This window comes from Caballeronia jiangsuensis, assembly GCF_046030135.1.
In the GTDB taxonomy this organism is placed as follows: domain Bacteria; phylum Pseudomonadota; class Gammaproteobacteria; order Burkholderiales; family Burkholderiaceae; genus Caballeronia; species Caballeronia jiangsuensis.
The window spans coordinates 94158-120231 of sequence record NZ_JAQQDB010000023.1 but is presented as its reverse complement, the minus strand read 5'-3'; the positions used below and the strand labels follow the sequence as shown (position 1 = coordinate 120231).

General features: G+C 59.6%; 29 protein-coding genes and 2 pseudogenes. 12 read left to right on the top strand and 19 right to left on the bottom strand.

The window, feature by feature from the left end; all coding sequences use genetic code 11:
- Positions 1-252: 252 nt before the first annotated feature.
- Complete coding sequence (locus tag PQR08_RS23655) at positions 253-525, top strand: hypothetical protein (protein ID WP_250487464.1); 273 nt, start codon at positions 253-255, stop codon at positions 523-525.
- 1012 nt (positions 526-1537) lie between these two features.
- Here PQR08_RS23655 and PQR08_RS23650 read toward each other — a convergent pair.
- Both PQR08_RS23650 and PQR08_RS23645 read right to left on the bottom strand, forming a co-directional pair.
- Positions 1538-1894 carry a DUF1003 domain-containing protein gene (locus PQR08_RS23650; protein WP_408162471.1) on the bottom strand — a complete coding sequence of 119 codons (357 nt, stop codon included), beginning with the start codon at positions 1892-1894 and terminating at the stop codon, positions 1538-1540.
- A gap of 113 nt (positions 1895-2007) precedes the next feature.
- Positions 2008-2442, bottom strand: a pseudogene (locus tag PQR08_RS23645) (MDR/zinc-dependent alcohol dehydrogenase-like family protein); the annotation flags it as partial.
- A 344-nt stretch (positions 2443-2786) separates the two neighbouring features.
- Here PQR08_RS23645 and PQR08_RS23640 point away from each other — a divergent pair.
- Positions 2787-3506 (top strand): Crp/Fnr family transcriptional regulator, encoded by a 720-nt coding sequence (locus PQR08_RS23640; RefSeq protein ID WP_250487462.1) that lies wholly within the window; start codon positions 2787-2789, stop codon positions 3504-3506.
- A gap of 96 nt (positions 3507-3602) precedes the next feature.
- On the opposite strand, the gene PQR08_RS23635 is transcribed toward PQR08_RS23640, so the two are convergent.
- The 4 genes from PQR08_RS23635 to PQR08_RS23620 form a co-directional block, all read right to left on the bottom strand.
- Positions 3603-4022, bottom strand: a complete 420-nt coding sequence (locus PQR08_RS23635) for a phasin family protein (protein WP_250487461.1) — start codon at positions 4020-4022, stop codon at positions 3603-3605.
- 64 nt (positions 4023-4086) lie between these two features.
- Positions 4087-4686: an acetate uptake transporter gene (locus PQR08_RS23630; RefSeq protein WP_250487460.1), complete on the bottom strand. Its 600-nt coding sequence runs from the start codon at positions 4684-4686 to the stop codon at positions 4087-4089.
- A 49-nt stretch (positions 4687-4735) separates the two neighbouring features.
- Positions 4736-6709: an acetate--CoA ligase gene (acs, locus tag PQR08_RS23625; RefSeq protein ID WP_250487459.1), complete on the bottom strand. Its 1974-nt coding sequence runs from the start codon at positions 6707-6709 to the stop codon at positions 4736-4738.
- A gap of 90 nt (positions 6710-6799) precedes the next feature.
- Positions 6800-7000 (bottom strand): hypothetical protein, encoded by a 201-nt coding sequence (locus tag PQR08_RS23620; RefSeq protein ID WP_250487458.1) that lies wholly within the window; start codon positions 6998-7000, stop codon positions 6800-6802.
- Positions 7001-7590: 590 nt separating this feature from the next.
- Between PQR08_RS23620 and PQR08_RS23615 the strand changes: the two genes are divergently transcribed.
- The 3 genes from PQR08_RS23615 (at position 7591) to PQR08_RS23605 (ending at position 10193) form a co-directional block, all read left to right on the top strand.
- Positions 7591-7941, top strand: coding sequence for a hypothetical protein (locus PQR08_RS23615; protein ID WP_408162468.1), 351 nt, complete (start codon positions 7591-7593; stop codon positions 7939-7941).
- A gap of 914 nt (positions 7942-8855) precedes the next feature.
- Positions 8856-9872 carry a DnaJ C-terminal domain-containing protein gene (locus PQR08_RS23610; RefSeq protein WP_250487456.1) on the top strand — a complete coding sequence of 339 codons (1017 nt, stop codon included), beginning with the start codon at positions 8856-8858 and terminating at the stop codon, positions 9870-9872.
- A 6-nt stretch (positions 9873-9878) separates the two neighbouring features.
- The gene (locus PQR08_RS23605) at positions 9879-10193 is read left to right on the top strand and encodes a chaperone modulator CbpM (RefSeq protein WP_250487455.1); all 315 of its coding nucleotides are present in this window, start codon (positions 9879-9881) and stop codon (positions 10191-10193) included.
- Positions 10194-10304: 111 nt separating this feature from the next.
- On the opposite strand, the pseudogene PQR08_RS23600 reads toward PQR08_RS23605, so the two are convergent.
- Positions 10305-10587 (bottom strand): annotated as a pseudogene (locus PQR08_RS23600) (IS6 family transposase); the annotation flags it as partial.
- A 259-nt stretch (positions 10588-10846) separates the two neighbouring features.
- Between PQR08_RS23600 and PQR08_RS23595 the strand changes: the two are divergent.
- Both PQR08_RS23595 and PQR08_RS23590 read left to right on the top strand, forming a co-directional pair.
- The gene (locus PQR08_RS23595; RefSeq protein ID WP_250487454.1) at positions 10847-11983 is read left to right on the top strand and encodes a sensor histidine kinase; all 1137 of its coding nucleotides are present in this window, start codon (positions 10847-10849) and stop codon (positions 11981-11983) included.
- 281 nt (positions 11984-12264) lie between these two features.
- Positions 12265-13551, top strand: coding sequence for an NRAMP family divalent metal transporter (locus PQR08_RS23590; RefSeq protein ID WP_408162466.1), 1287 nt, complete (start codon positions 12265-12267; stop codon positions 13549-13551).
- A gap of 4 nt (positions 13552-13555) precedes the next feature.
- Here the strand turns inward: PQR08_RS23590 and PQR08_RS23585 are convergent, their stop codons facing one another.
- The 12 genes from PQR08_RS23585 to PQR08_RS23530 all read right to left on the bottom strand — a co-directional run bounded on the left by PQR08_RS23585 (position 13556) and on the right by PQR08_RS23530 (position 22642).
- Positions 13556-13846, bottom strand: a complete 291-nt coding sequence (locus PQR08_RS23585; protein ID WP_250487452.1) for a molybdopterin-dependent oxidoreductase — start codon at positions 13844-13846, stop codon at positions 13556-13558.
- Positions 13847-14572: 726 nt separating this feature from the next.
- The gene (locus PQR08_RS23580; protein WP_250487451.1) at positions 14573-15040 is read right to left on the bottom strand and encodes a DUF2934 domain-containing protein; all 468 of its coding nucleotides are present in this window, start codon (positions 15038-15040) and stop codon (positions 14573-14575) included.
- 343 nt (positions 15041-15383) lie between these two features.
- The gene (locus PQR08_RS23575; protein ID WP_250487749.1) at positions 15384-16241 is read right to left on the bottom strand and encodes a PA4780 family RIO1-like protein kinase; all 858 of its coding nucleotides are present in this window, start codon (positions 16239-16241) and stop codon (positions 15384-15386) included.
- Positions 16242-16569: 328 nt separating this feature from the next.
- On the bottom strand, positions 16570-16896 hold the full coding sequence (locus tag PQR08_RS23570) for an H-NS histone family protein (protein WP_250487748.1): 327 nt from the start codon (positions 16894-16896) through the stop codon (positions 16570-16572).
- A gap of 104 nt (positions 16897-17000) precedes the next feature.
- The gene (locus tag PQR08_RS23565) at positions 17001-17528 is read right to left on the bottom strand and encodes a hypothetical protein (RefSeq protein ID WP_250487747.1); all 528 of its coding nucleotides are present in this window, start codon (positions 17526-17528) and stop codon (positions 17001-17003) included.
- Between the two features lie 99 nt (positions 17529-17627).
- Positions 17628-17858, bottom strand: coding sequence for a hypothetical protein (locus tag PQR08_RS23560; protein WP_408162463.1), 231 nt, complete (start codon positions 17856-17858; stop codon positions 17628-17630).
- Between the two features lie 189 nt (positions 17859-18047).
- Positions 18048-18251, bottom strand: a complete 204-nt coding sequence (locus tag PQR08_RS23555) for a cold-shock protein (RefSeq protein WP_025527573.1) — start codon at positions 18249-18251, stop codon at positions 18048-18050.
- A 585-nt stretch (positions 18252-18836) separates the two neighbouring features.
- Positions 18837-19859, bottom strand: a complete 1023-nt coding sequence (locus PQR08_RS23550; protein ID WP_250487745.1) for a SpoIIE family protein phosphatase — start codon at positions 19857-19859, stop codon at positions 18837-18839.
- A gap of 415 nt (positions 19860-20274) precedes the next feature.
- The gene (locus PQR08_RS23545; RefSeq protein ID WP_408162462.1) at positions 20275-21393 is read right to left on the bottom strand and encodes an ATP-binding protein; all 1119 of its coding nucleotides are present in this window, start codon (positions 21391-21393) and stop codon (positions 20275-20277) included.
- A gap of 253 nt (positions 21394-21646) precedes the next feature.
- Entirely contained in the window at positions 21647-21901 is a 255-nt protein-coding gene (locus PQR08_RS23540) for a response regulator (RefSeq protein ID WP_250487743.1), read from the bottom strand.
- Between the two features lie 193 nt (positions 21902-22094).
- Positions 22095-22340 carry a hypothetical protein gene (locus PQR08_RS23535; RefSeq protein WP_250487742.1) on the bottom strand — a complete coding sequence of 82 codons (246 nt, stop codon included), beginning with the start codon at positions 22338-22340 and terminating at the stop codon, positions 22095-22097.
- A 65-nt stretch (positions 22341-22405) separates the two neighbouring features.
- Positions 22406-22642 (bottom strand): hypothetical protein, encoded by a 237-nt coding sequence (locus PQR08_RS23530; RefSeq protein ID WP_250487741.1) that lies wholly within the window; start codon positions 22640-22642, stop codon positions 22406-22408.
- A gap of 561 nt (positions 22643-23203) precedes the next feature.
- Between PQR08_RS23530 and PQR08_RS23525 the strand changes: the two genes are divergently transcribed.
- From PQR08_RS23525 to PQR08_RS23505, 5 genes are all read left to right on the top strand, one after another.
- Positions 23204-23569 (top strand): ElaB/YgaM/YqjD family protein, encoded by a 366-nt coding sequence (locus PQR08_RS23525; protein WP_250487740.1) that lies wholly within the window; start codon positions 23204-23206, stop codon positions 23567-23569.
- 46 nt (positions 23570-23615) lie between these two features.
- Positions 23616-23810, top strand: a complete 195-nt coding sequence (locus PQR08_RS23520; RefSeq protein WP_250487739.1) for a DUF2934 domain-containing protein — start codon at positions 23616-23618, stop codon at positions 23808-23810.
- Between the two features lie 598 nt (positions 23811-24408).
- Positions 24409-25284 carry a manganese catalase family protein gene (locus PQR08_RS23515; RefSeq protein WP_250487738.1) on the top strand — a complete coding sequence of 292 codons (876 nt, stop codon included), beginning with the start codon at positions 24409-24411 and terminating at the stop codon, positions 25282-25284.
- Positions 25285-25357: 73 nt separating this feature from the next.
- Entirely contained in the window at positions 25358-25612 is a 255-nt protein-coding gene (locus PQR08_RS23510) for a DUF378 domain-containing protein (protein ID WP_250487737.1), read from the top strand.
- A gap of 47 nt (positions 25613-25659) precedes the next feature.
- Positions 25660-26073 (top strand): hypothetical protein, encoded by a 414-nt coding sequence (locus tag PQR08_RS23505; RefSeq protein WP_250487736.1) that lies wholly within the window; start codon positions 25660-25662, stop codon positions 26071-26073.
- The last annotated feature ends 1 nt before the right edge of the window (position 26074 follow it).

Genomic DNA, 26074 nt, shown 5'->3' with positions numbered 1-26074 from the left:
CAGCCATGCACCAGCTTATCGATTCAGGGCGCCTCAAGGGTTCGCTGCGCCGGGCTCACGCCCGCCCTCGACCCGCCAAACCGCCCACTCGGATTTCAAAAGAGGCCTTTTTATTCAGTCGCGATTTAGGTTGCTTTGCAGCGGCATTGAGCGCATTGTGAAGTAAGCGAAGTGTCTCTCTGGCCGCCCGCTTCTCGCGATCCGCATCGATCCAGTCAATGACGGTCAGCCACGCAAAAGGAGCGCGCCAACATGACTATTCCTACTATCGAATACCGAGGGTACGAGCTACGTGCGTACTCTCATCAGGAATTCCCGCTGCATCGTGACCCATATGCCAACGGTCTAAGGAAGTTCTCTTCGGTTGTGCGAATTGAGAGTATTCAACCCAGCAATGTAAAGCCACGGCGCTACGGAACGGTGTTCGCTGGAACGACCCCCGGTAACGATATGGACGCCATCGATCTCGCGATGCAATACGGCAAAGACATCGTAGATGGCAAGGTCCAGGCAAACGAACTTTGACATTCTGCTGTGTCGCAGTTTTTTTCGCGTACCGCATCCGCGCCGGTTGCGGTGTTCAGACGGCGACGCTCGCGTTGAATGGACGGCCACCAACCTCGACCGCAAAGAAGGAAATATCGTTTGTTCTTTACCCCCTTGCTTGACGACTCGGGTGAGACATGCGGGCGCAGGCTTAATTTCCCTACTCTGCCCTATATGACGAACAGGGCCACACCAAGGGGACTATATGACGCATGCGATCTGCGCAATTCTGACCGGAATGACCATGATATTTGTCGCTTCGTTCTATCGGTATCGGCAAAGCGTTGGGCATAGGGAGTAAATCCCTAGCTCACGGAGAACCCTCGATGTGCGTATCTATCACAGGCGGTGACGCTCTACCGCTATAGCTTCCTCACGCGCATTCACGGTTCTCGAAGCCAATAAGAGTCGTACATATTCATCTAGAGAGAGGAGCCATGAGCACCGAACAGGTAACGGAACTTTGGGCCGAATTCGACGAACTTGCATCAAACAGCGAGAATCCGGACGTCCAATTCGTAATCCGTGCAATTAGACTTCACGCAGAGGTTTTGAACAATCGGCTCGCCGCGCTTGAGGAACAAGCGGACAGGAAATATTCGTGCGCTAATACTTACTGACCTTCTGCCCGAGTTCGAGAGTGGAGTATCGCCGGAACAACTCCTCGCCCGCCGGGCGCCGATGCTCGTGATAGTGGCACAATGGATCCGCGACCGGCCTCCGCGCATACGCGCATGCGCGACAATGCCTGGGACGGCGTCTGACGTTACCGCAGCCGCGCCCCATCCCGCGGCATTAAAGTTTCGAATCTTGCGGCACGAGTTTCTCGTGCAACTCAGCGGTCAGCGTCTCGACCCGATGGATTAACTTCCGGGTAAGCTCCGTCAGCTCCGTGTTTCGCTGCAGGAGTTCAAGCAGTTGTCCGGCGTTCTTTGCTGCAATCTCCTGCCATTGCTCGTTCGCGATTGCAAGCGCTTCCCTGTACTGCGCGTCATCCTCGGCTGAGCACAGTGTCACGCGCTGCTTGTCGCGCGTCTGGGCAAAGCCGGATGAGCGGCGCTGCATAAGCTGCCTGGAGGCTGAAAGCGAGGTTGAGGAGAATAAATGGATAGACGTCGAACTTCGTTAGGCCGCAGACGTTGACTCCGATCCAGATAGCGACAATAGCCGTCTGCGTGCCGAGGAAAAGGGGTGTTCCGAAGAAACGCGCAAAAGCTTCCGCCTTGAGGGCGAATGTGTCGTTGCCAAAAGCTGAAGCAAGGTGCGCGTGAGGACGATGGCAGCGGAAGTGATCAAGTGTCGGATCTTCGAGCGCAGCGGTAGCCGAGTCGGGCTTCATCGTTTCCATCATTCCCTCCAAGGCCTAGTCGTGCTGGAGCTTCGCCAATCAGGACTGCGGCACCCAGGTACATGTGCGGATCGGAATCAAAGTCCCGGGCCTAATGCAGTGTACCGCTCGCTCTAGCATGAGGCGAACCTGGAATCATGGATCGAGATGCCAATCATCTGGACACCCTTTTTGATGACCTTCAGCGCGTGCTTGCATACAGCGTTACCGAAGGCGTGGTAGGCGTTCGTGATGTCGTCGAGGCGAAAGCAGTGCGTGATCAGCTTGTCCGGCGCGAGGCGGCCCCGAGCGCACAATCTTGAGCAGCATCGGCGTGCTGACGGTATCGACGAGGCGCGTCGTGATCGTGATGTTTCGGTCCCAGAGTGCTTCGAGATGCAGGTCCGCCTTGACCCCATGCGATCGACTAGCACAACTGGAACGTCTCCGGCACCCACGGCCTCGATTGCGCAATCGACGCCCGCGGGCTTGCGTCAACCTCAAATTTCCGTGACGGCATCGGCGCGTTCTATATCGATGCAGACGGTCCCGCCGAACGTACGCGCGACTTTGCTCAGGGACCGTGATATACGAGTGCCTTCATCGAAACTCTCGCTTAGCGAGCTGCTTAATCCGCGCCGATCCGAACCGCCGAAGCGCGTCCATATCGTAGCGATCGAAGTTCATCCAAAACGCATCCATGGCCGCTTGAACATGGGCTTGCCCGCCCCCGACATCGTCCTGTCGGCCTCGGCGCGCCGGAGCTATACTTCGAGCAGGAAGCGATCATGCGCGGCTTGCGATTGTTCAATTCCTCGAAGCGGTCGCGGGCGCGGGCGCGCTCGCGCATTTTTATAGCCGCGGTCCTGCCGCCCTCTTATCTCGCGCCATTCTGGCGAACCTGAAATCCGCTATGGCTGACGATCCACCTCTCGACGAGAACCATTTGCTTTCAGTTCTGCCAGAAGCGGAAAGGGTGCGCCTCGCGCCGCATCTCGTTCCGGTCGACATGACTTTGGGGCAGGTCGTGTACGAATCGGGCGATCGCCAGCGCTTCGTCTATTTCCCTACGAAGTCCATCGTGTCTCTGCTCTACGTGATGGAGGATGGCGCGTCCGCAGAAATCGCGATCGTGGGTAATGAGGGGCTCATCGGCATCGCATTGTTTATGGGCGGCGAAACGACGCCGAGTCGCGCTATCGTGCAAAGCGCCGGGGCGGCCTTCCGGCTGGACGCGCAGATACTCAAAGAGGAATTCATCCGCGGCGGCCCCGTGCAGCGGCTGTTACTGCGCTATACGCAAGCCCTGATCACGCAAATGGCACAGACCGCCGTTTGCAACAGGCACCATTCGATCGACCAACAACTGTGCCGGTGGCTGCTGCTCAGCATGGACCGCCTGCCCTCCAATGAACTGAAGATGACCCAAGAACTGATTGCCAACATGCTCGGCGTACGGCGTTCCGGTGTCACGGAAGCAGCGCTGAAGCTTCAGGACGCCGGGCTGATTCGCTACGGTCACGGACACATCCGGGTGCTCGACCGGCCGGGGCTCGAGAAACGTGTCTGCGAGTGTTATCGCGTAGTGAAGCGGGAGTTCGACCGTCTGTTGCCCGATTTAAAGGCCGTCTAGATCGCGTCTCGCGGCGGCGCTCTGTGCCACTGGCAAGGCGCCTTTGTTCTCGCGGCGGCGCTCTGTGCCACTGGCAAGGCGCCTTTGTTATCCTCCCTACGCGCGCTTCGACGACAGCGCCTTGAGTTCCCGCATCGTCTGTTCGGCGCGCTTGCTGATCGCCGCCAACGATTCCGCCTGAGACTTCTGTGCCATTTCGGCAAGCTCACGCATGTTCTCGAACGCCGTCTGCAGCGACTGTTGGATGAACTCTCCCCGCTTCGCCATCGACTCCGTTGCATTGTCGCCGCTCATCCGGCTCGCTGCGGCCTGGATCGCCTGCGCGCTCGCATTGAGCATTTCGGTTTGCTTTCGAACCAACGCCTGCATTCCTTCATATGCGAGTGTGTTGGCCTCGGCGAGTGCTTCGACGTCTTTGCGCCGGGCTTCCAGCAACGACGTCATATCGACGCCAGGAAATTTGAAGCTCTCCAGGATCTTGCTGAAATCAGCGATCGGGGAAACAGGTGTTGCCATGGTGACTCTCCTTTCTACATGCTGCTGAACGATCGGTAGCGTGACTACCGTCTGGCATCGTCCGCTACAAGATGACCGCGTGCCGGCTGAACGTCCGCGCCTCGCCGATCGGAAACACGGTCCGCTCATATACTTCGTTGATGACATCGGCGGCCGACAGATAAAACGCGAGCACGGCTGTGAGCAGACCGCCATATCCGCCCGCCATCCGTAACGCTACCGACCCCGTCCATTCGCCACCGGCGAGCAGGAGGAACGTGATCCATAACGCCAGAAAAATAAACTGGAGCGCGCGCGGCGAGCGGAACGTGGCAAGCCACATGTAGAAGGTGAAGAAGCCCCAAAGAAACAGATACCAGCCGACGAAGCCGGCAGGCACCTTCCCGTGGAAGAACACGATAAATAGTACAAGCGACCACCAGAACGCCCCATAACTCAGGAACGCCGTCGCGCCGAACGTATTGCCTCGCGGCAGTTCCATCACACCAGCAATCGCTTGCGCCGTGCCACCGTACGCCAGCGCGCAGGCCAGCACGAGCCCCATCGAATCTCCCGAGAACCAGCCTGCGTTGATCATGCTCAAAAGCCAGGTGGTCAATGCGAATCCGGCCAAGCCCAGTGGTGCCGGGTTTGCGAGCTTCATTTGAACCGATGCGGTGCTCATATTCTGCTCCTGAAGGTGTTGCCTGTCGACTCGACGCACGCTTTTGCGCTCAACGAAGCTGCCCCAGAATCGCTGGATTCTCGAGTGTCGATACATCCTGGGTGATCTCCTCGCCTGCTGCAAGCGAGCGCAGCAGGCGGCGCATGATCTTGCCCGAGCGGGTTTTCGGCAGGTTCTCGCCGAAGCGGATTTCCTTAGGCTTCGCGATCGGTCCGATTTCCTTGCCGACCCATGCGCGCAACTCATTCGCGATTTTTTCCGCTGCGGCGCCTTCGGGGCGCGGGCCTTTGAGCACCACAAATGCTACAACCACTTCCCCGGTCGTCTCGTCCGAACGCCCGACAACCGCGGCTTCGGCAACCATCGCGTTGGCTACCAGCGCAGATTCGATCTCCATCGTGCCGAGCCGGTGGCCGGACACATTTAACACGTCATCGATACGCCCGGTGATCGTGAAGTAACCGGTCTCTTTGTCGCGGATCGCGCCGTCGCCTGCAAGGTACAGCTTGCCGCCGAGATCATCGGGAAAGTAGCCCTTCTTGAAGCGGGCCGGGTCTCCCCATACCGTGCGGATCATTGAAGGCCAAGGGCGCTTGATGACAAGAATGCCGCCCTGCCCGTTCGGCACGTCGTGACCCGTCTCGTCGACGACGACAGCCAGGATTCCCGGCAGGGGCAGCGTGCACGAACCGGGCACGAGCGACGTCACCCCCGGTAGCGGCGTGATCATGTGACCGCCGGTTTCGGTCTGCCACCATGTATCGATGACCGGGCAGCGCCCGCCGCCGACGTGCTCGTGGTACCACATCCATGCGGCCGGATTAATTGGCTCGCCGACCGTCCCAATGATGCGCAGCGTCGAAAGATCGAAGCTCTTCGGATGGACCGAGGGATCGGCGTCCGACACCTTGATCAGCGAGCGGATCGCCGTCGGTGCGGTGTAGAAGGTCGTGACCTTGTGGCGCGCGATCATGTTCCAGAAACGGCCTGCGTTCGGATAGGTCGGCACACCTTCGAACACGACCTGCGTCGCGCCGATCGCTGTCGGACCGTAGGCGATGTAGCTATGACCCGTGATCCAGCCAATGTCCGCCGTACACCAGAACACGTCCGAAGGCTTCCAGTCGAAGGTCCACTTCATCGTCTGCGCGGCCCAGAGCAGGAAGCCGCCGGTGCTGTGCTGTACGCCCTTTGGCGTGCCGGTTGAACCGGACGTGTAAAGGATGAAGAGCGGATGCTCCGCCCCGACCCATTCTGGCTCGCAGATATCGGCTTCGCATTCGGTGATTTCATGCAGCCACATATCGCGCTTCGGATTCCATTGGACTTCGCCGCCGGTGCGTCTGTAGACGATCACGCTGGACACGGCTGCGCAACCGCCTGCCGCGAGCGCTTCGTCGGCGATGCTCTTCAAAGGCAATGCCTTGCCGCCTCGCATCTGTTCGTCACAGGTGATCAGCGCCGTTGCGCCGACATCGACCATTCGCTCATTCAACGACTTCGACGAGAAGCCTCCGAACACAACCGAATGCGTGGCTCCGATACGCGCACACGCCTGCATCGCGACAATGCCTTCGATCGACATCGGCATGTAGATCACGACACGATCGCCCTTCTTCAAACCGCGCCTTCTTAGCGCGTTTGCTAGACGGCATACGCGTTGCAGCAGGTCGCGGTATGTGACATGGGTGACGGTGCCATCGTCCGCTTCGAAGATCACCGCAATTCGTTCGCCGTTGCCAGCCTCCACGTGACGGTCGAGGCAGTTATACGATGCGTTCAGTTCGCCGTCTTCGAACCACTTGTAGAACGGCGCATTCGTCTCGTCGAGCGTTGTGGAGAACGGCTTCCGCCAGGTCACAGTCTCTCGTGCAAGGCGCGCCCAAAAGCCTTCATAGTCGCGCGCGGCTTCGGCAATCAACGCCTGATAAGCGTCCATTCCCGAGACCTCCGCCCGTGCAGCAAGATCGGCGGGCGGTGGAAAGACGAGTCCGTCGTGGACAGTCGATTCAATGAGTGACATTTTGCATTCCTGTTCCGCGAACGTCAGGTCCCGGGAATCCCGTTCCTCGCCACCGATCGCTATGAAAGTTAGTCGGACACAACCCGTCCTTCAGCCATCGATCGCATCGCGAACTGCTAGCTCGAGCTCCCACCAACGAGCGAGCCGCAACGAGTGGAGTGCTGTCTTGCAGAGCCATCGACCCGCCGTCACAAATACGGCAGCGGGAAATAAGGTGATCAGACGGGAGGCATCGTGGCCGTTCCCCTGCCTGAAGGGAGGCTGCTGATACAGGCGATCGACGACGATCATGCTGCGCGGCGCCGTCTCGGGCACCTTTCTGTGGGAACACGCAGCGTCTATGTGCATAGTGCACGCGCCGCGGGGGAAAGTCGGTACGCTAACGTACGGCTTTGGTCGTGCGGCGTCGCTCCGGAACCGGAGTCAACAGGAACTCAGTGAGAAAACGAAAACTGCTTCAAGAATCGGCGGCCGTGCCGCGGCAAACGCACCGCAACTCTCGCGAGCAATAACCCGGGCATAAAAGATATTGAATTAGGACAGGGGCTCTGCCGAATGTATGGGTGAAACCCAACTTGACGCTCGACGAGCAGCGTACCCCGCCGGCGCTTTCGGAGGCACATAAATAAACTCGTTTCCGTCCTTCAACAAGGAGTAGCCTCACCGCATGGACCGCGGCTCTGAGGAGGCAACGACCGGAGACATCATCCGCGGCGCAGAGAGTCGGGGCGCAAATCTCATGCGTGTCGCGAAGCCATGTCGGTGGACGCAATTAGCCGCTCGAAGGATGACACTATCGAAACGGCGGCTGCTGTCTTGCGGGATGCTCATGTTCAATCTTGCGGTCGTCGACGATAAACGGCGTCTAGTGGGTGCGTCCAGTGGGCGTCATTTCGATATCGGACCTGGAAGGTGGTGCTTCCCAACGGCGTCCCTTCGAAGTCATCTTTTACAAAGAGATTCTCGACCATGTTGGACTTCCGCACCACAACGAGCTCCTGAGCGTCTCGATCGCTCACGGAACGAAGCAAGAAGCAGTGGCATCGGCTATCGTTCAGTTCGAAGCGACCAAGCGAGTCGCGAGTTGGACCGCGATCGCTGACGGCTACGATGTACTGAGCATCAGAGTCAACGAAACGGGCAAGAGCATCGAATCATTGGAGCACACCTTCGATATTGGAACCGGCCGCACGCGAAATGCACAATGCAGATCGCTCCGTGAAATGAGGTGAGTCAGGCTGTGTAGAACAGCGACACTTGGAAATGTCACCAGAGTGTTACTTTCATCCAGCACGACAATCAGTGAGGCGCGACGAGCGCTTAAGCATCGAACTATCGTTTCTGTCCGCCGACTCCATTTGAATACGTTTCACTGCGCCTTACCGCGGCAAGGCACGGCATCTCTTCGCCATCGAGGAGATCGGATGCGTCGCGGCCTCGCTGACGCGCGTGACCGACCTGATACTCACAGGCTCGACCATCTATGCCCATGCCACCTTTCACGTAGCGGCACGCCCATCGATTCCCTTTCCCGTAAAGCAACTCTTATCGCTGGTCCTGCCGCAGGTCCCACGGAACGGGTGGCGGCGGTGCGTGTCGCGGGCATAGGCAATACCGTACGCGTGATGACGCCGATCCACTCAATGGTCGAGCGTGATTCAGGCTCTTCGGCCTTTACAGGAGTCGGCGAGCGTTGCCGAGAAGGCACGAAATGTTCACCGAAATGGGCCATTCCATCGAGCTCCCATGCATGGTCCTGGTTTATTGCCAGATGAACCAGCCGAACAGCTCGCGGCTCCGCCGTAGTGAAATCAGATTTCTGTATTCGACGGTGTTTGACGCGCATACCTCGCATACCTCTGCACGGTGCAGGCGTACAATCGGGCCAAAGCCCGGAATGCGCTGGCCTCGTGACATGGCTTAACTGCTTACGATTGAAAGGTGTAACCTATACGCTTCAGCTCTGGGCGAACGTTAAGACGGAGCCCCGGTTTGCTGTCCCGCTCGCTCGTACGGCACGCTTTCACCGTGTCAAAAGGAAGGGCGGCCGCTGCGGAATTTGCATTGATCAGGCAAATCGGAAAGGTCGCATCTCGTACCCCGACCGGTCGTGTCGGACCTCCTAATCTTATCTTCGGCCCGAGAAATGAAATATAAGGACTATTACGAAATCTTGGGACTGCAACGAACTGCCACCCAAGACGACGTGAAGCGCGCTTACCGCAGGCTAGCGCGCAAATACCACCCAGACCTTACGAAACAGTCCGACGGCGAGGAGCGCTTCAAGGAAGTGGGCGAAGCCTATCAGGTCTTAAAAGACACTGAGAAACGCGCTGCGTATGACAGGATGGGTGGCCAATGGCAGAACGGTCAGGATTTTCAGCCCCCGCCAAATTGGGACGAGGGTTTCGAGTTCAGCGGCGCAAGCAACGAGGAAACGACGAACGCCGGCTTTAGTGACTTCTTTGAAGCGATGTTCGGCAATGCACAACACGGCACGCACCCCCGGCAACGAGCTAGGCGCCATGCCAGATCGAATCACTATGCCAACGGGGACGATGATCTGGAGGCAGCCTACAGCGGCGCGCAATACTCCGCTCCTGGACGAGACCACCATGCCAAGGTTGTGATCGAACTGGCTGATGCCTATCGTGGGGCGCAGCGCGCGCTCTCGCTGCAAATGCCAGCCATCGATGCGCAAGGCCATGTCGCACTGCAATCTCGAAATCTGAACGTCTCTATTCCGAAGGGTGTGCGGGCTGGGCAGCATTTGCGACTCACCGGCCAGGGAGGCGCAGGGTTGGGAGGCGGATCCGCCGGTGATCTGTATCTGGAGATTGTCTTTCGCGAACATCCGCGTTTTCGCGTTGACGGGCGCGATATTTCCCTTGACGTGCCGGTGGCACCCTGGGAGGCGGCACTCGGCGCAGAGGTCACCGTACCGACGCCCGATGGCTCTGTCGAAATGACCGTGCCCGCGGGATCCACCGGCGGCCGCCGGCTGCGCCTTAAAGGAAAGGGAATTCCGGCGAACCCGCCGGGCGACCTGTACGTGGTGTTGAATATCGTACTGCCACCAGCCGACACCGACGATGCAAAGTCGGCTTATGACACGATGCGGCAGGCGTTCAACTTTGACCCACGCGAGAATTTTCACGGGTAATGGACCATGAAAGAAACGATGTCTACCTTCGTGGAAGGCGAGATTGTCGAAGAAGAGGTTGAGTTCACGTTCGTCGAACTGTGTCGAGTCAGCGGCGCATCCGAAGAGCAGCTGACGACGTGGATTTCAGAAGGCGCGTTCGAGCCGAGAGGCGTCCGGCCGGAGGAATGGCGGTTTAGCGGCACAGCGCTACGCCGTGTGCGGTCCGCCCACCGGCTCGCACGCGATTTCGAGATTAATCCCTCGGGAATTGCCCTTGTTCTGGATCTTCTCGATGAAATCGACGCCATGCGGGCGCAGCTCAAACGCATGAACCAATAGAGCGTCAATCGACTGCTGTCTGCGCATGTTCAGAAAAGCTACCATAACTGAATGAACGGCCTTTCTCGCGGTCAGCAAGATGGCGACCAAAAAGCTGACAAGCGGGATAGCTTATGTTGCGAGTGAGTAAATATGCTCGGCATGAGTTAATGCGACGCCACGGTCTTCCATGGCCCTTAGCGATCGGATGCATGAGTTCGATGCCACTCAACAAGGATGGGGGCAGAACGAAAATTCTAGAGTGCGTCGCTTGATCGCCCGATGATCTTGCTCAAGAGCGTTTCTGGCGAGTCTTGATCGGTGTGTTCCGCTCGGCATTGAGAGCATCCAGCGAGGCCAGGTTCGCACCACATTTTTCGATTGTCGCCGTCTCTGGCTCGCCATGTTGGTCGACTTACTTTTCGAAGCAGTGCCGCGCCGCGGATTCGTGCTCGCACGGTCGCCTGCGCGGCGATGCGCGTATGATGTCTATGCGAGATTGAAGCAATACGTGTCCGTACATAGACCGTTCACAGTGACTGCCGCCTGCAATAATTTGCCCCCGACTCGATTCAGCGTTTTCGTACGGATCAAGTCCAAGCTGCAGCGTACCGTGTCTGCCGACGACAGCTGGCCACCGATGCATGCCGCAGACCGGCGTAAGGGGTTGCATCATGATGCACTTTTTTCTGGCCAACAATCGCGAGGAGTTGATCGAACGGTGCCGCGCAAAAGTCGCGCAACGACCCCTCCGGTCAGCGACCTCCCAGCAACTCCAAAACGGCGTGCCGCTGTTCCTGGACCAGCTCATCCAGACACTGCGGACGGAACAGACATCAAAGCCAATGGACAGCCGCAGGATTTCAGCGCCTTCGGGCGGCGGGGCGTCGATATCCGAAATTGGGCAGGCGGCTGCCCTACATGGACGGGAACTGATGGCGCTCGGGTTTTCGGTCGATCAGGTCGTGCACGACTATGGTGACCTGTGCCAGGCGATGACCGATCTCGCCTACGAGCGCGACGCGCCATTTCAGATTGACGAGTTTCGTACCCTCAATCGGTGTCTGGACAACGCGATTGCCGATGCGGTCACCGAATTCAGCTACCAGCGGGATTTTGCCGTGGCAGACCGGCAGGCCAATGAAATGCATGAACAGCTGGGTTTCTTCGCCCATGAATTACGTAACCTTCTGCAGACTGCGACGCTCGCGTTCACCGCCGCCAAAACTGGCGATCTGAGTCTCTACGGCGCCACAGGGACGGTACTGGGACGAAGCCTGGACGGACTACGCGATCTGATCGCGCAGTCTCTGGATGAGGTCCGCACGGCATCCGACGCCTCTGCGCAATCCCGAACGTTTCCGGCTGCCGACTTCATCGCGGAAGTCAAACTGGCGGCCGACCTCGCCGCGCAGGTTCGTGGATGCGTTTTAAGGGTGTCGGCGGTGGACCCCCGACTCGCCGTCAGAGGAGATCGTGACCAGCTTTACTCAGCGTTGGCGAACTTGCTGCAGAACGCCTTCAAGTTCACGCACCCCCATAGCGAGGTGACGCTGGACACGTATGCCGTGTCGGATCGCATCCTGATCGATGTGAAGGATCATTGCGGCGGTCTTCCGCCTGGCAATGCGGAACGCATGTTCCTGCCGTTCACCCAGAACGGCGAGGATCGAACCGGGCTCGGGCTGGGACTGTCTATCGCGCGGCGCAGCGTCGAGGCAAATAACGGAACTCTGAGTGTGCGCGACGTCCCGGGCACCGGCTGTGTTTTTACGATCAGCCTGCCCCGGTACGCTACGGCGGCAAGGTAAGGGCATTCGACCTCTAGGCACCGAATCTGGCAAACAGCAAGATCCTTGTCTAAGGGGATACCACGACGGCGAGTGTCGGACCGGTGGTTCAAGCATTTATGCGGAGCGGCCAGACCACCGGTCCCACGATGGCGAGAAAGATCCACGCGATCGCTGGATGGACGTGTTACCCAACGTTTTTGCAAGGCGTCCGCATAATGGACTATTCCTTGTCAGATTCGGTCGGTTCCCTCACTACAATCAATAGCAGTCTTACCACTTGGACGTGGATCGAACACGACATGGCTTCGTCTAAAAAAGTCGACATCGAGGTCGATGGTCAGGCCGATTCGTGGTTTGCGAAGCTCGGACCCGGACTCATCACCGGCGCAGCTGACGACGACCCGAGCGGTATCGCCACCTATTCGCAGGCGGGTGCGCAATTCGGCTTTAACATGCTGTGGACCGTCCTGCTGACCTATCCGCTCATGGTTGCCATTCAGGTCGTGAGCGCCAGGATCGGTCGGGTGAGCGGCCATGGTCTGGCGACAAATCTGCGACGCCATTATCCGCCGTGGCTGCTGTACGGCACCGTTGTCCTGCTGCTGGGGGCGAACACAATCAATATCGCAGCCGATCTGACGGCCATGGGCGCGGCCGTCAATCTGCTCGTCGGCGGCCCTACGCACGCATACACGGTCGGATTAGGCGCGTTTTCGCTCGCGTTGCAGGTGTTCGTACCGTACCGCGGGTACGTCCGCGTGCTCAAATGGCTCACCCTGGCCCTGTTCGCCTACGTCGGCGTGATTTTCGCGGTCCAGATCCCCTGGACGACCGTGGCCCTACGCACTGTACTTCCGCACGGTTCGTCGAACGCTGATTACATCACGACCGTGGTCGCCGTATTCGGGACCACCATCAGCCCGTATCTGTTTTTCTGGCAGGCCTCGCAGGAGGTTGAGGAACTGCATGCGAAGAAGGGACAGCAGGCGCTCACCAAAATGCCGTCGCAGGGCCCAGCAAATCTGAGCCGCATCCGCCTGGATACGTCGATCGGGATGGCGTTTTCCAATCTCGTTGCGTTTTTCATCATGCTCACGACTGCGGTCACGCTGCATGCCCACCACATCACTGACATCCAGACTTCGGCACAGGCCGCCTCTGCGCTGAAACCGATTGCCGGGCAGTTTGCATTCCTCCTCTTTAGCCTCGGCATCATTGGCACGGGGCTGCTCGCGCTGCCCGTACTGGCCGGCTCGGCAGCGTACGCAATGGCCGGCACCTTTCGGTGGAAGAATAGTCTCGCGCTCGAACCGCAACTGGCGAAACGATTCTACGGCATCATCGCGCTCGCGACGATCGTGGGTCTCGCACTCGACTTCACATCGATCGATCCGATCAAGGCACTCTTTTGGAGCGCCGTCATCAATGGCGTCGCGGCGGTGCCGATCATGGTGCTGATGATGCTGATGGCGTCGAATGCGAAGGTCATGGGCACGTTTCTCACGCCCATGCCGCTGCGGATGCTCGGATGGCTTTCAACCGGGGTGATGAGCGCCGCCGTAATCGCGATGGTCGTTTTCATTTGAGAGGTCATTCAGATCGGCACCCGGTAGCCGAAAAATTCGTGATCCTCGTTGTAGCCACCCTGGCCCGCGCCAAGATCGGAAAAGCGTGCGCGAACTCGACGGCGGCAGTCCACTTGATCGTTTTGAAGCCGAGTTCATTTTCGCAACGCAGCCGCCACGACGCGCCATGCAACAGGCTCAGCCGCGCGCCGTTCATCTCGTAGGCCAGGATCGCCCGTTCGTGCCTCATGTCGGCGATGCTGTGCACGTCATAGTAGCGTGCACCGTCGGCGCCATCCGCCAGTGAATAGAACACCGCTTAACGGGCATCGGCGGCAAGCTTTACGGCTTCACCGGACCGAGGAGATGAGCATCGGAACGCCGCCCCACCTGGCAACGCCTGACCATCCCTGAATGCAGAAATGGGTGGTGATTTGTTCTGCTTCGGCATGGCTTTCATCTCAGCATAGGAGAGCTGTGCCGGCTTTTCGACCAGCCCATCGATTCTCAGCCAGTAATGCGTAAATCCGTCCTCCACGAGCCGGTCAACTCGTCCGAGGCTGACATCGTGCCGTTGGGCTAGAAGCACGGTAGGAACGTGGGCAACCTGCTCAACGACCGGCCGAGCGCCAGTGTGCGCCCCGCAATGCCGTGATTTCGTCGAGCACGTGAGGGAGAGCGCAATGCCAAGTGCGTTAATCAGAAATCCTGTGTGAGCTGCCGAGCGTCCGAACGCGCTTCCGCTGCACCGCTAGAGCGCCCTTCGCTGGACACGTGGCGCTTTGCAGTTCGCCGACGTCTTCTGCGATTCATATCCCCGCGCACCGGACCTCTTCGCAACCGTCCAGATCTCGCTGCACCGTGGCCATGGCAGCGTCCGGCCACCGCGACGATAGATGGTCATGCGCGCCTAGTTCCGGCATCAAGCACCTATCAATCCAGGCCTCATCCGAGCAAGAAGGTCTCCGTGCGGATCTATCTGGGAATCCCATTGCTTTCGCGGTCGTCGCTCCATACGGCCTACTATGCCGGCGCGCGGCAATCATTGAGCCTGGAAATCGACAAGCCGACGCCAATATTCATCTTGCCGCCCCTCGGGACTCCCCTCCTGCTGCCAAAGAACGTAGGCCCGCTCCCGAAGATGCTGATCAAGAGCTTGATGCCAGTACTCTTCCGCATGCCCTTCAGGGCGCCCGTCGCTCTCCCAGAGCAGATACGCGCGCTCCCGTACGGCCTGATCTAAACCGAGTTTCGTTTCCGAGTTTTTCTCCAGGTCATCGCCGTAGGGAGCCATCTGCCCACCCCGACTAGTATGCATCCTTGCCGTCAGAGTGCCGAGCTCAGCGTCGGGGACAAGCCGACCGTGGGCCGCCGCTTCCAGTGCCTTGGCACGATACTCGGCGTCGTCAGCAGCCTTGCCTGACTCACTCAAGGTAACCGGGTACGTGTGCAGTACGGTTCCGCTGCGATTTAATACGTCAACCAATCGATCCTTCATGACCGCCTTCATGGTGTGTGTCCGTTCGTTGTAACTGTCCGGACTGGTTTGCGGAGTCGTTCTCGATCGCGACGCTGTCGAGCGTCGCGGTTATCCTGCTGTGAGCACGCGTGCCCTATCGAAGACAGATGGCTCACGCGAGCGACAACGCCGTGGAGTCGACCGGCAATGGAGGGATGACATCGTCTGGTTGGATGAAGGCGACTCGAGACTTGGGAGTCACCGGTCGAGCCGGCGAGTTCGCCCTGTCAAGCGGCAACCGGCTTTGCTCGACCCAGTCCTCCTCATCGTCCACCCTCACGCCGAGTACCGGACCGTTACCGTCCGCTATCGTCGAGGATAGCGCGGTGATTTGCTATCGGCCTGCACTGAGTTCCTGCTGCAGCCGCACCCGAGCGTCTTCTTCTAAACGCGTCTCTTCAAGTTCCTGAAGTACGCCGTCGAGGTCGACCGGTCGGATGGTGGCCTTCACGCAGCCGGTCAGTTGGACATCGACATGAAGATCGCCTGCTTCAAACAGCGACCAGATCTCCGCTCCATACTCAGCGCCCAGAATTTGCGGTGCAAACCGACCAAAGTAGCTAGCGAGGTTATCAACGTCGCGCTTGAGCATCGAAGCTGCTTGGTTGTTGCCTGCGGCATCGACGGCCTGAGGCAAATCTATAATCACCGGGCCTTCAGCCGCCAGCAGGATGTTGTATTCAGACAGATCCCCATGGATGATCCCGGCGCACAGCATTCGCACAACCTGGTCGAGAAGCAGCGTATGCATTTCAAGCGCGCGCGCTTCAGTCAGATCGACGTCGTTCAGGCGCGGCGCGACGTTACCCGATCCGTCGAGCACGAGTTCCATCAGTAACACGCCGTCTGTACAGATATACGGTTGCGGCACTCGGACGCCCACGTTGGCGAGCCTGAACAGCGCGTCGACTTCGGCGTTTTGCCACGATTCTTCTTGTATCTGGCGGCCATAGCGCGTTCCTTTCTCCATCGCACGCACCTGCCGGCCGCTCTTGACTTTGCGGCCGTCCCGATAGGACGTTGCTTGCCGAAAGCTGCGCTGCTTCGCGTCTTTGTAGACCTTGGCGCAACGCGTCGAGTCGCCACAGCGCACAACGTAGACGGTTGCCTCTTTGCCGCTCATCAACTGGCCGATGACTTCGTCGATGAGTCCTTCCTCGAGAAGCGGTGCTAGCCGTTTCGGTACTTTCATACGGGCCCCGGGCGCGGCTTGCGGTGCGCGCGTTCGAGATTCGTGGAATCGTGACCATGCGACACGAGCAGCGTGGTTTGCGGCTTGTAACGCTCTTCGGCCGGGCGAAGCGTTAAGGATCCGTTAGCGAGACGCCGCAGACTTCATCCCGACGATGTCGCGGTGCTGTTCCGCGAGCCGGCGAGACCGACCTCGTCACTTGAAGCTTTTCCCAGGCGTAACCGTAGCTGTTTGCGTCGGCAAGATCGCCCCGGCCCGGAATCGAAGCCAGCGGCGCTCGCAGCATTGTGAAATCACTGACGCTTCGAAGCATCCTTCTTCAGCTTGCCTAACGGTGGTTTGACCGCGCGAGGGCGGTTCCGGCGAAGGGGTCATTCTTCCAGACCGCACCGGACTGCGTTGCCGGTTGGGCGGGTGCGCCCCACGGAAGCTCGAAGTGCCCGATGCTCTGTCCCGCGCTGATGGCCTGTTTTAGCCATTGAGGCGTCTCACCTTCGCCGCTCCATGTATCGCCGCCCGCGTTTCCGTAGCGACCCATATCCGATCCCGCAGGCCTCGTCGCCAGGAAGGAAGCGAGGTCATCCGGGCTGATACCAAAGTCTTCCATGCGGTGGCGGAGATACGCAATCATGCTGTCCCGTTTCCGTTCGTCCATCAGGCATTCCTGTAAAGTAATTTGCCGGTGCCCCTCTCACCCCATCCAGGCGGCGAGGTGCAGTGCGAAACCGCGCGTGTCTGCGGGCACTGGATGACGACGTGTTACAGATGCTGGACAGCCGCCGCGTAGGACTCCGCAGCTTCCTTCAGTTGCCCGGCCGCGGCCTGGACGCACGTCGGCAGCTCGCGGAGCGCGAGCAGGGTGTCCGCGCCGTCCAGTCGTCTGCGAAGCTCAATGACGAGATCGATCACACTGGCGTCGCCCACCCGCCGGCGATTGCTTTGTCTGGTGCTCACTATGGAGCAGTCGACGAGGCGATCAATCTTGCGGAAGTAAGCCTGGGCCGCTACGCGATGCCTCGCATACAGCGAGGCAACATTTGACTTTGAAAGACAGTCTTTAACAACCTCGGCATTCATGTTGAAATGAAGCTGCAACGCGTCGGCGGCATCCGCCCGGTGGAAACAGGCAACCTGATCGAACAGCGTCTCGCCGTCCCTGTCGATCAGATCGATCCACACCTCCCCGTCTTCAAGTATCTGGCCGGCGCGATGAATTACCCGCTCATCCTCGTTCGCGCAAGCGAGCATCCGGTGGCCGTCGACATCATCAACCGGCATCTCGAACACCTCCACCAGTTCCCGCTTACCGCGACTTGCATCACCAATAACGCCATCTCTTCTCCTTGCGATGCAAAAGACCCTTCGTGCGTTGCAGGCCGTGTCGACTTAACCGCGGCTGTCGACCCAGCCGCGCGCCCATGCGGTGGCGTGTCCCACCGCCTGTGTTTCACTATCGAAATAGTCGAGCGCATCGAAATGGTAGGAGACCGGTTCCTCACTGCAGGCGTCACCTCTTGTGAGCAGCAAATTCGCAGCGAACCAGCCGTCAGGTAACCGGTGGGCGGACGGCGAGATTAAATAACCGTCGTAATGGTGAACGTGTTTATGATTTTGCATAAGCGCTAACGACCGCACGACATCAGATCGTACAGGCTATATAAATTGAAAATGGGGCGAGACGGATCGTGTCGAAAGACAAATAACGCGCACGTTGAAATGCGGCGATCAGATCGGGAGCGCATGGCTCCGCACGAATGCTAGTCAGGCTGACAGGCAAAGGGCCGGCAGGCCGGCCCTTGAACTATCTTACTGCGGCGAGATATTCGCGGCCTGCATACCCTTCGGGCCGCGCTTTGTCTCGTAGCTCACCTTCTGGTTCTCGGCGAGCGTCTTGAAGCCGTCGCCGCGAACTTCCGAGAAGTGAGCGAACAGATCGTCGCCGCCAGCATCGGGAGTAATGAAGCCAAAGCCTTTGCTATCGTTGAACCACTTGACAGTACCGGTATCCATGAGAATTCCCTGAAATTAAAATAACAGCTCCGGTGCGGAGCGACAAAAACTTCAAGGAAGAAGAGAGGACAACGAGTACCGCGCAGACAAGGCGGAAAATGGTGATCAGCAATCGAGCTTCTTGAATATTTCGAGGCCCACAGTATAGCGCCGCACGGGGACTGTCAATGCTTTTCGTCATGAGCTCTCTAATCAGGCTGCCCGTCGGCGCAAATATATGTCAGGCCGCGACAGCCTTCCGACGAGCGCAAGGGCATCGCAAATTCCAATATATGGTTGAGCGAGGCTGAAGACTGATCTGCCGACGGCTCGAGGCAAATGTCATCACTTGCTTACCCGTTGTCCATTCCCTTCGCACCGGACCTTCCCGGACAGGGGGAATCACTGACTCTGGAACTCGAGAAACCGACGCCAATGTTCGTCCTGTCGCCCTTCGGAGTTGTGGCCTCAGTCCTGCCAGTGCGCGCGCAACGCGTCGATGGTCGCACGGCTTACGGGCACTGTGCGTTGCTTCCGACGCTTCCGCCCGAAACACTCAGTGGTTCGCATATTGACGAACTGAATTACGAAGTGAGATACAACGATTCAACGAACAGGATGCGCGCGCGCAACGAAGACCGTCACATCGTCGTGACCGCGTGCGTAGTCACGGTACAGCACCGCTGCAACGAGCGCTGGGTGATGGACGGCCAGCCCCGGATAGCGCGACAGATCCCAACGAGACACCAGCCCGTCCGAGTGCAACACGATGAGCGCCCCTTTCGCACAGGGCACCTGAAACTGCTGGACCCGACGATACGCCTGTCCGATCACGCCGTCATGCGAGGCGAGGTGCTTGTGCGACATTTCTGCCCACACGCTTGCTGCAACATTCCCAATGCCCGCAAACTTGACCTGCGACTCTTCCCGCTCACATATCGGAAACCTCGCCACGCCCACCGCCGCGCCAACCGTTGAACGCAGCGCATGGTGAGCGCAATCCACAATGCTTTCGAGCGGTGCGGCGCCGCTGGCCTTTAGTATTTTCGCCGCCTCGGTCGCTGCGCGATTGGCCATTGGTCCGTGACCGAGGCCGTCCGCGATGAGGACGGTGAAATTGTCGTCATCGGCGTGGCATGACCACGCGTCGCCGCTGACGAACTCACCGCGCAATGGGAGATTGACAACGCCGTAAAGTACGCGCGCATCCGTTACGGGGGCTTCCTCTGGACGCGTTGGCCGATTCCATAAAACGAAGCGCAGAACGGGGCCATGCCCCGGCGCAGTCCAGACGTCGAGTTCGTCCGACCACCGCTTCAGTTGTGATAGACGGGCCTGCATATCGGCTGCGCCCGGTCCGCTATTGATAGACAACACTTCAACCCCGTAGCGCAGCGCACCCGGCACTTTTGTTTCTGCGAGAGGACGCACCAGCAGCTCTCCATGCGCCTCACTCCTCAGTAAATGAGTCGCGCACTCGGTCACGAGCCGTGCAAGTTTTTCGAGCGCTGTCTCGCTAAAGCCGAGACCCCGTGCGAGGTTGCAAATTGAGCGGCACGCCACGCCGGAGTGAGTCGCTTCGGTGATTTCGTAGCGCTGCTGGACGACCACCAGTTCGACCTCTGACATTATCTTTTGAGCCCCTGAAACGCATCTTCGACAAACGGCTGTTGCGAGGGCAAAAACGCAATCGCTCCGGTGTTCTGGCTGGGTCCAGGTCGGCGCAGATCACGCCAAAGCGGCCCCCTCTCATGCGGAAATCCCGTATCAACCCAATGAATCGTACCTCGGCGTCCCGTAAGGCTGTTTCGCAGTAACGGTTCAACACCTGTGCAACGTCGACGACGCCCGCGTCTACGTTGCGAGCATGTCGGCCGGTGGCGCAAATTGTGGTTGACCACCCCTCGGACGAACTTGAGGTCGCACCCACCTCCAGGAACAGAGCCGTAGGCCGAAGCCGGACACTGAAGGGTCGGCCTCTTGGAGAAAAAACTCCAAGAGCGGAGCGATTAAAGACCGGCGCCGCCGGCCGGTAAGTTTCGCATCATGCGGGCGAACGTGGCAGATGCACGGTGAAGCGAGTTCCCTGTTCGGACGATTCCACGCTTATCGTTCCCTGATGCGCGGTGGTAATACAGCGGCAGATGTAAAGGCCCAGGCCGATACCGGCAGCCGTTCCGCTTCGGTTAGGCGAACTGGCCCGTGTCAGCGGGTCGAACAGCGTCGGAAGCGCGTGCTCCGGTATCGGATCGCCTTGGTTGGAAACGACCACGGTTACCTTCCCATCTTGACCTTTGGCTTCGACGACAATCGGGCCCGAGCCATATCGAACCGCATTCGTCAGCAGATTGACCATCAACTGTCCAAGCCGGCTGCCGTCCCGTCGGCCCTGGAGTTCGCCCGCAAGACGCAGGTCGATGCGCGCATCGGGGTAGGACGCGCGCACCTCGTCCGCCGCGTCGACACAGATGCGCCCCATGTCCTGTGGCGCAAAGCTGACCGGCATCGCGTCACCCAGACGGGTACGCGTGAAGATGAGCAAGTCGTCAATCATCTTTTTCATCCGCATGGCCCCGCGCTGTACGAATGCGACCGCTCTCACGCTGGCTGGAGACAGGCTTTCGTCGCGCAGCAGTACTTCGCCGGAATTTAGTATCGCGCCAAGGGGCGAACGCAGATCGTGTGCAAGCACGCCGGCAAACAGGTCCCGAATGCGCTCAGTCCGGTACGCGTAGTGCCGCACCGATTCGGCGAGCACCTGATCAATCGCCTCGTTGAAACGGATCATTTCCTGAAACGCCGATTCGCCGTCCGGAGAGGTTCTCAGCCAGCGACGCAGCACCGTCGCACGCAGGGCGCGAAACTCCGCCACCACAGCATTGATGCCGAAGCCATGAGAAAGGCGATCCTCTGCGTGTAGATGCGCCACCCGATCGAAGCTGTTTTCCAATTCGCGCCCGTCGCGCCGCGACTTGCTCTCCTGCTCCTTGGGGCTCTGCGTGTCGCGCATGTCGGCGGCAATCGAAGTCAGGATGTCGGCGGCCGAATCGCGCAATTGGGTCTCAGAGAGTTGGCTGCCCTCTTGGCTGAGCGCAAGCGCGTATTCTGCCCAGTCGTCGATCAAACCAGGAAGATCGCCTTCGATAAAATCTGCCAGGCTCATGGATCCCCCAAATAGGTCTGCGTCATGCCACATGGCGGCCACCGTGAGCCGCGGGAAGGAACGCCAGTCAATCGACACCGGGCGGCAGCCCCGGGTCTGCCGGTCTGGCTGGCGAGCCCGCCCAACGGCGAGATTGTAGCGCCGTCAGCCGTGGCCGTGCCGGTTCGCGTGTCGGCAAAGGGAGGGCCTGCCTTCAGCAGGCAAACATTCGAATTAAGGTGATCAGCTCGCCCGGCGGTCGGCCTTGCTGCACTTAACCGTCGAACTCATCCGCGGTGGCTTGCCGGCGCACCTCGGGCTCGTCCAATGCGGTATGGGCGACGATCGCGATACTGTCGGTACGCAGTTCCTGTCGCAGCACACGAGCGGCGTCGAAGCCGTTGCGTTCGGGCATCGAAATATCCATCAGGATGACGTGAGGGGTCCACGCGGTCCCGATCAGGTTCGCTTCCCGACCGCCGAAAGCCGTGCGGCACTGCATGCCCTCAAGCGTCAGGTAAGCGGCCAAGGCACGGGTATGTCGTCGGCACCGCAGTGCAGAAGCCACCTGTCCCCATTTGCGCTCGCGTAGCCTTTGATCACGTCATTATCCTTCTGAGGAATCCGGTGGAAATCGACCGCGGGACGGTCCTGACGGCGATTGGCAAACTGGCAAACTGTACTTGGAGCGACTTGTCGAAAATCTATTTAGTATCAAACTTTCAAGCGTCGTTGTCCGGCGGGCCGATGAGAAGGTCGATTGCTGCCTGTCCGGCACACTCGGCAATGAGATAGGACCAGGGGCTCGTGAACGGGCCGTTGTGAAGTGGGATGCGACGGCCAGCCGCGCCAAGTACGCTCAGATTGCTGCCTCCGAAAATCTGGAAGCTGACGTCGTAAAGGTCCTCCGACGAGGCTGCCAGGGTCACGTGAATTTCGAATCCGCGGTAAGGGATGATGCGAAACATGAGGCGGTCCTCGAAATGGATCCGGTGCCTCGATCGGGAATGGAGTGATGGAAACCTTGACAGCGTTACACATTCCGGATGGCCCCCTTCCGGACAAAGTCGTCGATCCATTCGCGAGCCCACGTCCGCGCGTACACAATGGCATCCTCGCGCTCATTGAAGCCGGCCAAGTCACCGCTCATGATGATTCGAGCCTCTTGCCCGTCGACGGCCGGCGTCGTGATTTTTGCATGCGCCATATACTCGCCGTCCGCCCTACGCGGCGTCGGATCGATGCCGAAACTCGTTTCGATCAGGTTCATCTCGTTCTCCGCTAGGTCGACCTACCGCCACGCCGTAGAGCGGCTAGACGATGAAGCTGTGTCAGCACCGATCGGTCCCGACTGGCCCGCAGCGAAGCAGAAGAGCGCCGATTTGATTTGCACCGGTGGGTGCTGACCTGCCCGAACAACGAAGACGTTCACATCGTCATGTTCGCGTGCGAAGTCGTGGTTAAGCACCGCAGCGATCAAGGCCGGGTGGCGCAAATACAGTCCAGGATAGCGCGAGGAGTCCCACCGACTTCAGTCCCTGGTCCCACCCGAACGGAGATGCCTCACCAACGGTTCCGGCGCCGATGCCGCTGGTCGACCGCCTTTTCCCGCGCAGCGCGTTAGTTCGATACGCGTTATCAGGCATCTGTTCGTCTTCCATGTCTCGATCGTTAAAGATAAGTCGCGTTGCTTTCCGGCGCCAAACCGAGGTGGCGGCACGCCGATTGCGCCGGTCGCATGCCGTATGCGCGATCGCGTTCCATATCGATACGTGCTAGTCGAGGTAGTCCGCGACCTCACCGCATTCCACTATGCACATCGGAGGCAAGCATGGCCGACAACGACCCCGCGCTCGACCCCGTCGACGCTTTGAAGACCGAACGAGCTGGCAGTACCTATGAATTTCCAACGAGCGCAAGCATGGCTTCTGGCGAACACAATCAAGCCTCCGCGAAAAGCGACGATCACAGTTTTCGTCAAGCATCCAAGTCGTGGGACGCGAGCGGCGACGGTTCGTCGTCGCGCGATTTACGCGCGAGCGCGAAGGACAGATTAGCCAACGTGCAGGACGCCATCAGCCAAAAGTACCGGATCGCCTCCAACACAACCGACGATTTCATGCATGAGAACCCGTGGAAAGCCATCACGATGGCCGCACTGGCTGGCGTGGTCGTGGGCATGCTGGTTTCGCGCTGAGCATGACGTTTCCCGTTCGATCAACATTCATCCACAGGAGAAGAGCATGAATGTTCCCGCTCCCGAAGAGCAGATCCGAGCACTCGCCTATCGGCTTTGGGAAGAAGCCGGCAGCCCGGATGACCGCTCTGGCGATTTCTGGGTGATGGCACAGGAGCAACTAGCGAACGAACCGGGCATGGGCAACAACACACGTGACCAGGCGTCTCCCGGCGGGGAACGAAGCGGACCCGCTTTGTGATAGCGCGGCCCAACCCATGCCGGGCCGCTAGCCCCACGAGCGCGCGGGCTGCTTGACGCCTCAACCGCAACACCGGCTGAGCGTCCGTCAACCATTCTTGAGGACGGAAGCACTGTCGATGGAGCTAGGTCCGTTTCCGGATCGCTTATTCGCGCTCGATGAGAAGCATGTGTACCGTCGCAGGTGGCTGCGCGCGATATTTCGATAGGACGCGCACGGTTAGCTAACAGGTGCGTCTTTCCAAATGCACGTTTCGATCGGGTTAGTCTGCGAAGTCGCGCATTCGGGATGATTGCCCAGATCTGCGCTCGCCGACAATCCGGCAATCGATACGTGCCGGTTCGTTTCGTGGGCACACCCTTTGCTCGATTGACCCCGTAACCGAGGCATTGAAGCCAACGCTCGGTTCGCCCTTGTACACCGGCGGCTTTGCCGCATCACGCCAGCGCGCATTCGGCGCGCTGAGGCTCGAAACAGCAAGACTGCAAGTGACGCTGCGGCGCTCCTCCCAGTCGTTTCGGGCACCCACATTTCATGAATCGACAACTGCGCAGTCCGCACAAGGACTTCGCTCGTCCCTACGAAAAGGAGCTTCTCCATGTTCGTGCACAACAAGCGCTTGCAATACACCGTTCGCGTTGCGTCTCCGAATCCCGGACTTGCCAATTTGCTGCTCGAGCAATTCGGCGGGCCGCAAGGCGAACTCGCCGCCGCTTGCCGTTACTTCACTCAGGCCGTCGCCGAAGACGACCCGGGCCGCAAGGACCTGCTCTTCGACATTGCCACCGAAGAACTCAGCCACCTCGAAGTGATCGGTTCGATCGTCGCCATGCTGAACAAGGGCGCCAAGGGCCAGTTGGCCGAGGGCGTCCAGTCCGAAGCGGAGATGTACCGCTCGCTGACCGGCGCGGGCAACGACTCGCACATCACCTCGATTCTCTATGGCGGCGGCGCGCCGCTGACGAACTCGGCGGGCGTGCCGTGGACCTCGGCGTATATCGACACCATCGGCGAACCGACCGCCGACCTGCGCTCCAACATTGCCGCCGAGGCGCGCGCGAAGATCGTCTACGAACGCCTCATCAACGTGACGGACGACCCCGGGATCAAGGATGCGCTGGGCTTTCTGATGACGCGTGAAATCGCGCACCAGAAGTCCTTCGAGAAAGCGCTGCATTCGATCCAGCCGAATTTTCCGCAAGGCAAGCTGCCGGGCAATCCGGAGTTCACGAGCGTGTACTTCAACATGTCCAAGGGCGACGACGCGCGCGGCCCGTGGAACGAAGGAGGCGACTGGCAGTTCATCGAGGACCCGCAGCCTGCGGTCGACGGCGGCGACGGCACGGCCACCGTGAACGTCTCCGAGCAGGACATCCAGACACTGCAAGCGATGGCGTCGCGCACGGCATCGGACCCGGCCGCGGACCCGACCACCGGCGCGGATCTGGGCGCCGGCAAAGCGAACCAGGTCTGATATCGCTTTGAATTGAAACTCGCAGTGCGGGGCGGCGACCGCTGCCCTCGCCCATTACGCAAGGATACGAAACATGAATACCGTGACATCCAAGGGAACCGTCGTCGTGCATAGAAGCCCGATCGACTGGATTGCAGGCGCGCTGGTCATCATCGGCGCCTTGAACTGGGGGCTTGTCGGCCTCGCGAATGTCGACCTCGTCGCGGCCCTCTTCGGCTCGGGCACGGCGGGCGCACGCATCGTCTACGTGCTGGTAGGACTGGCCGGCATCGTCATGTTGATCCGCGCTTTCGTCACGACCCGTCCTCACGGGCTCGCGCAGCGCTAAAACGTCCGGAACCGGCGCGATCCACCGGCTCTCATCCAGGAGAAATCATGCTTCTACCCACGCTAGCCCTGCCGGGCCTCGACCTTCCACGCGCCAACGTCGAGACCTGTCTGCGCCTTACGCTGAGCATCAACGACGCGTTCAGGCAGTTCAGCGAACTCAATCAAAAGACGATCGACACCGCGCTGGCCGGCGAGCGCATTCAGTACCGCACCGGCGTTGCCTATCAGCCCGCATTGCTGGCGCGCTGGCCGAGCTATGCGCTGAATTACGCGGCCGAAGCATTAACGACCGTGCAGGCCGCCGCGGCGGACGTCATGGAGACGCTCTGCGCGCCATCCGGCCAGCCGGCGCGCCTCGTCGGCGACGACAGCGTTGTGACCGTTCTGGACGCCGTCGCACCGCGCCCGAGTGTGATTCTCGATGCGCAAGGCGAAGTGGTGAAACGCCTGACGCCTTGAA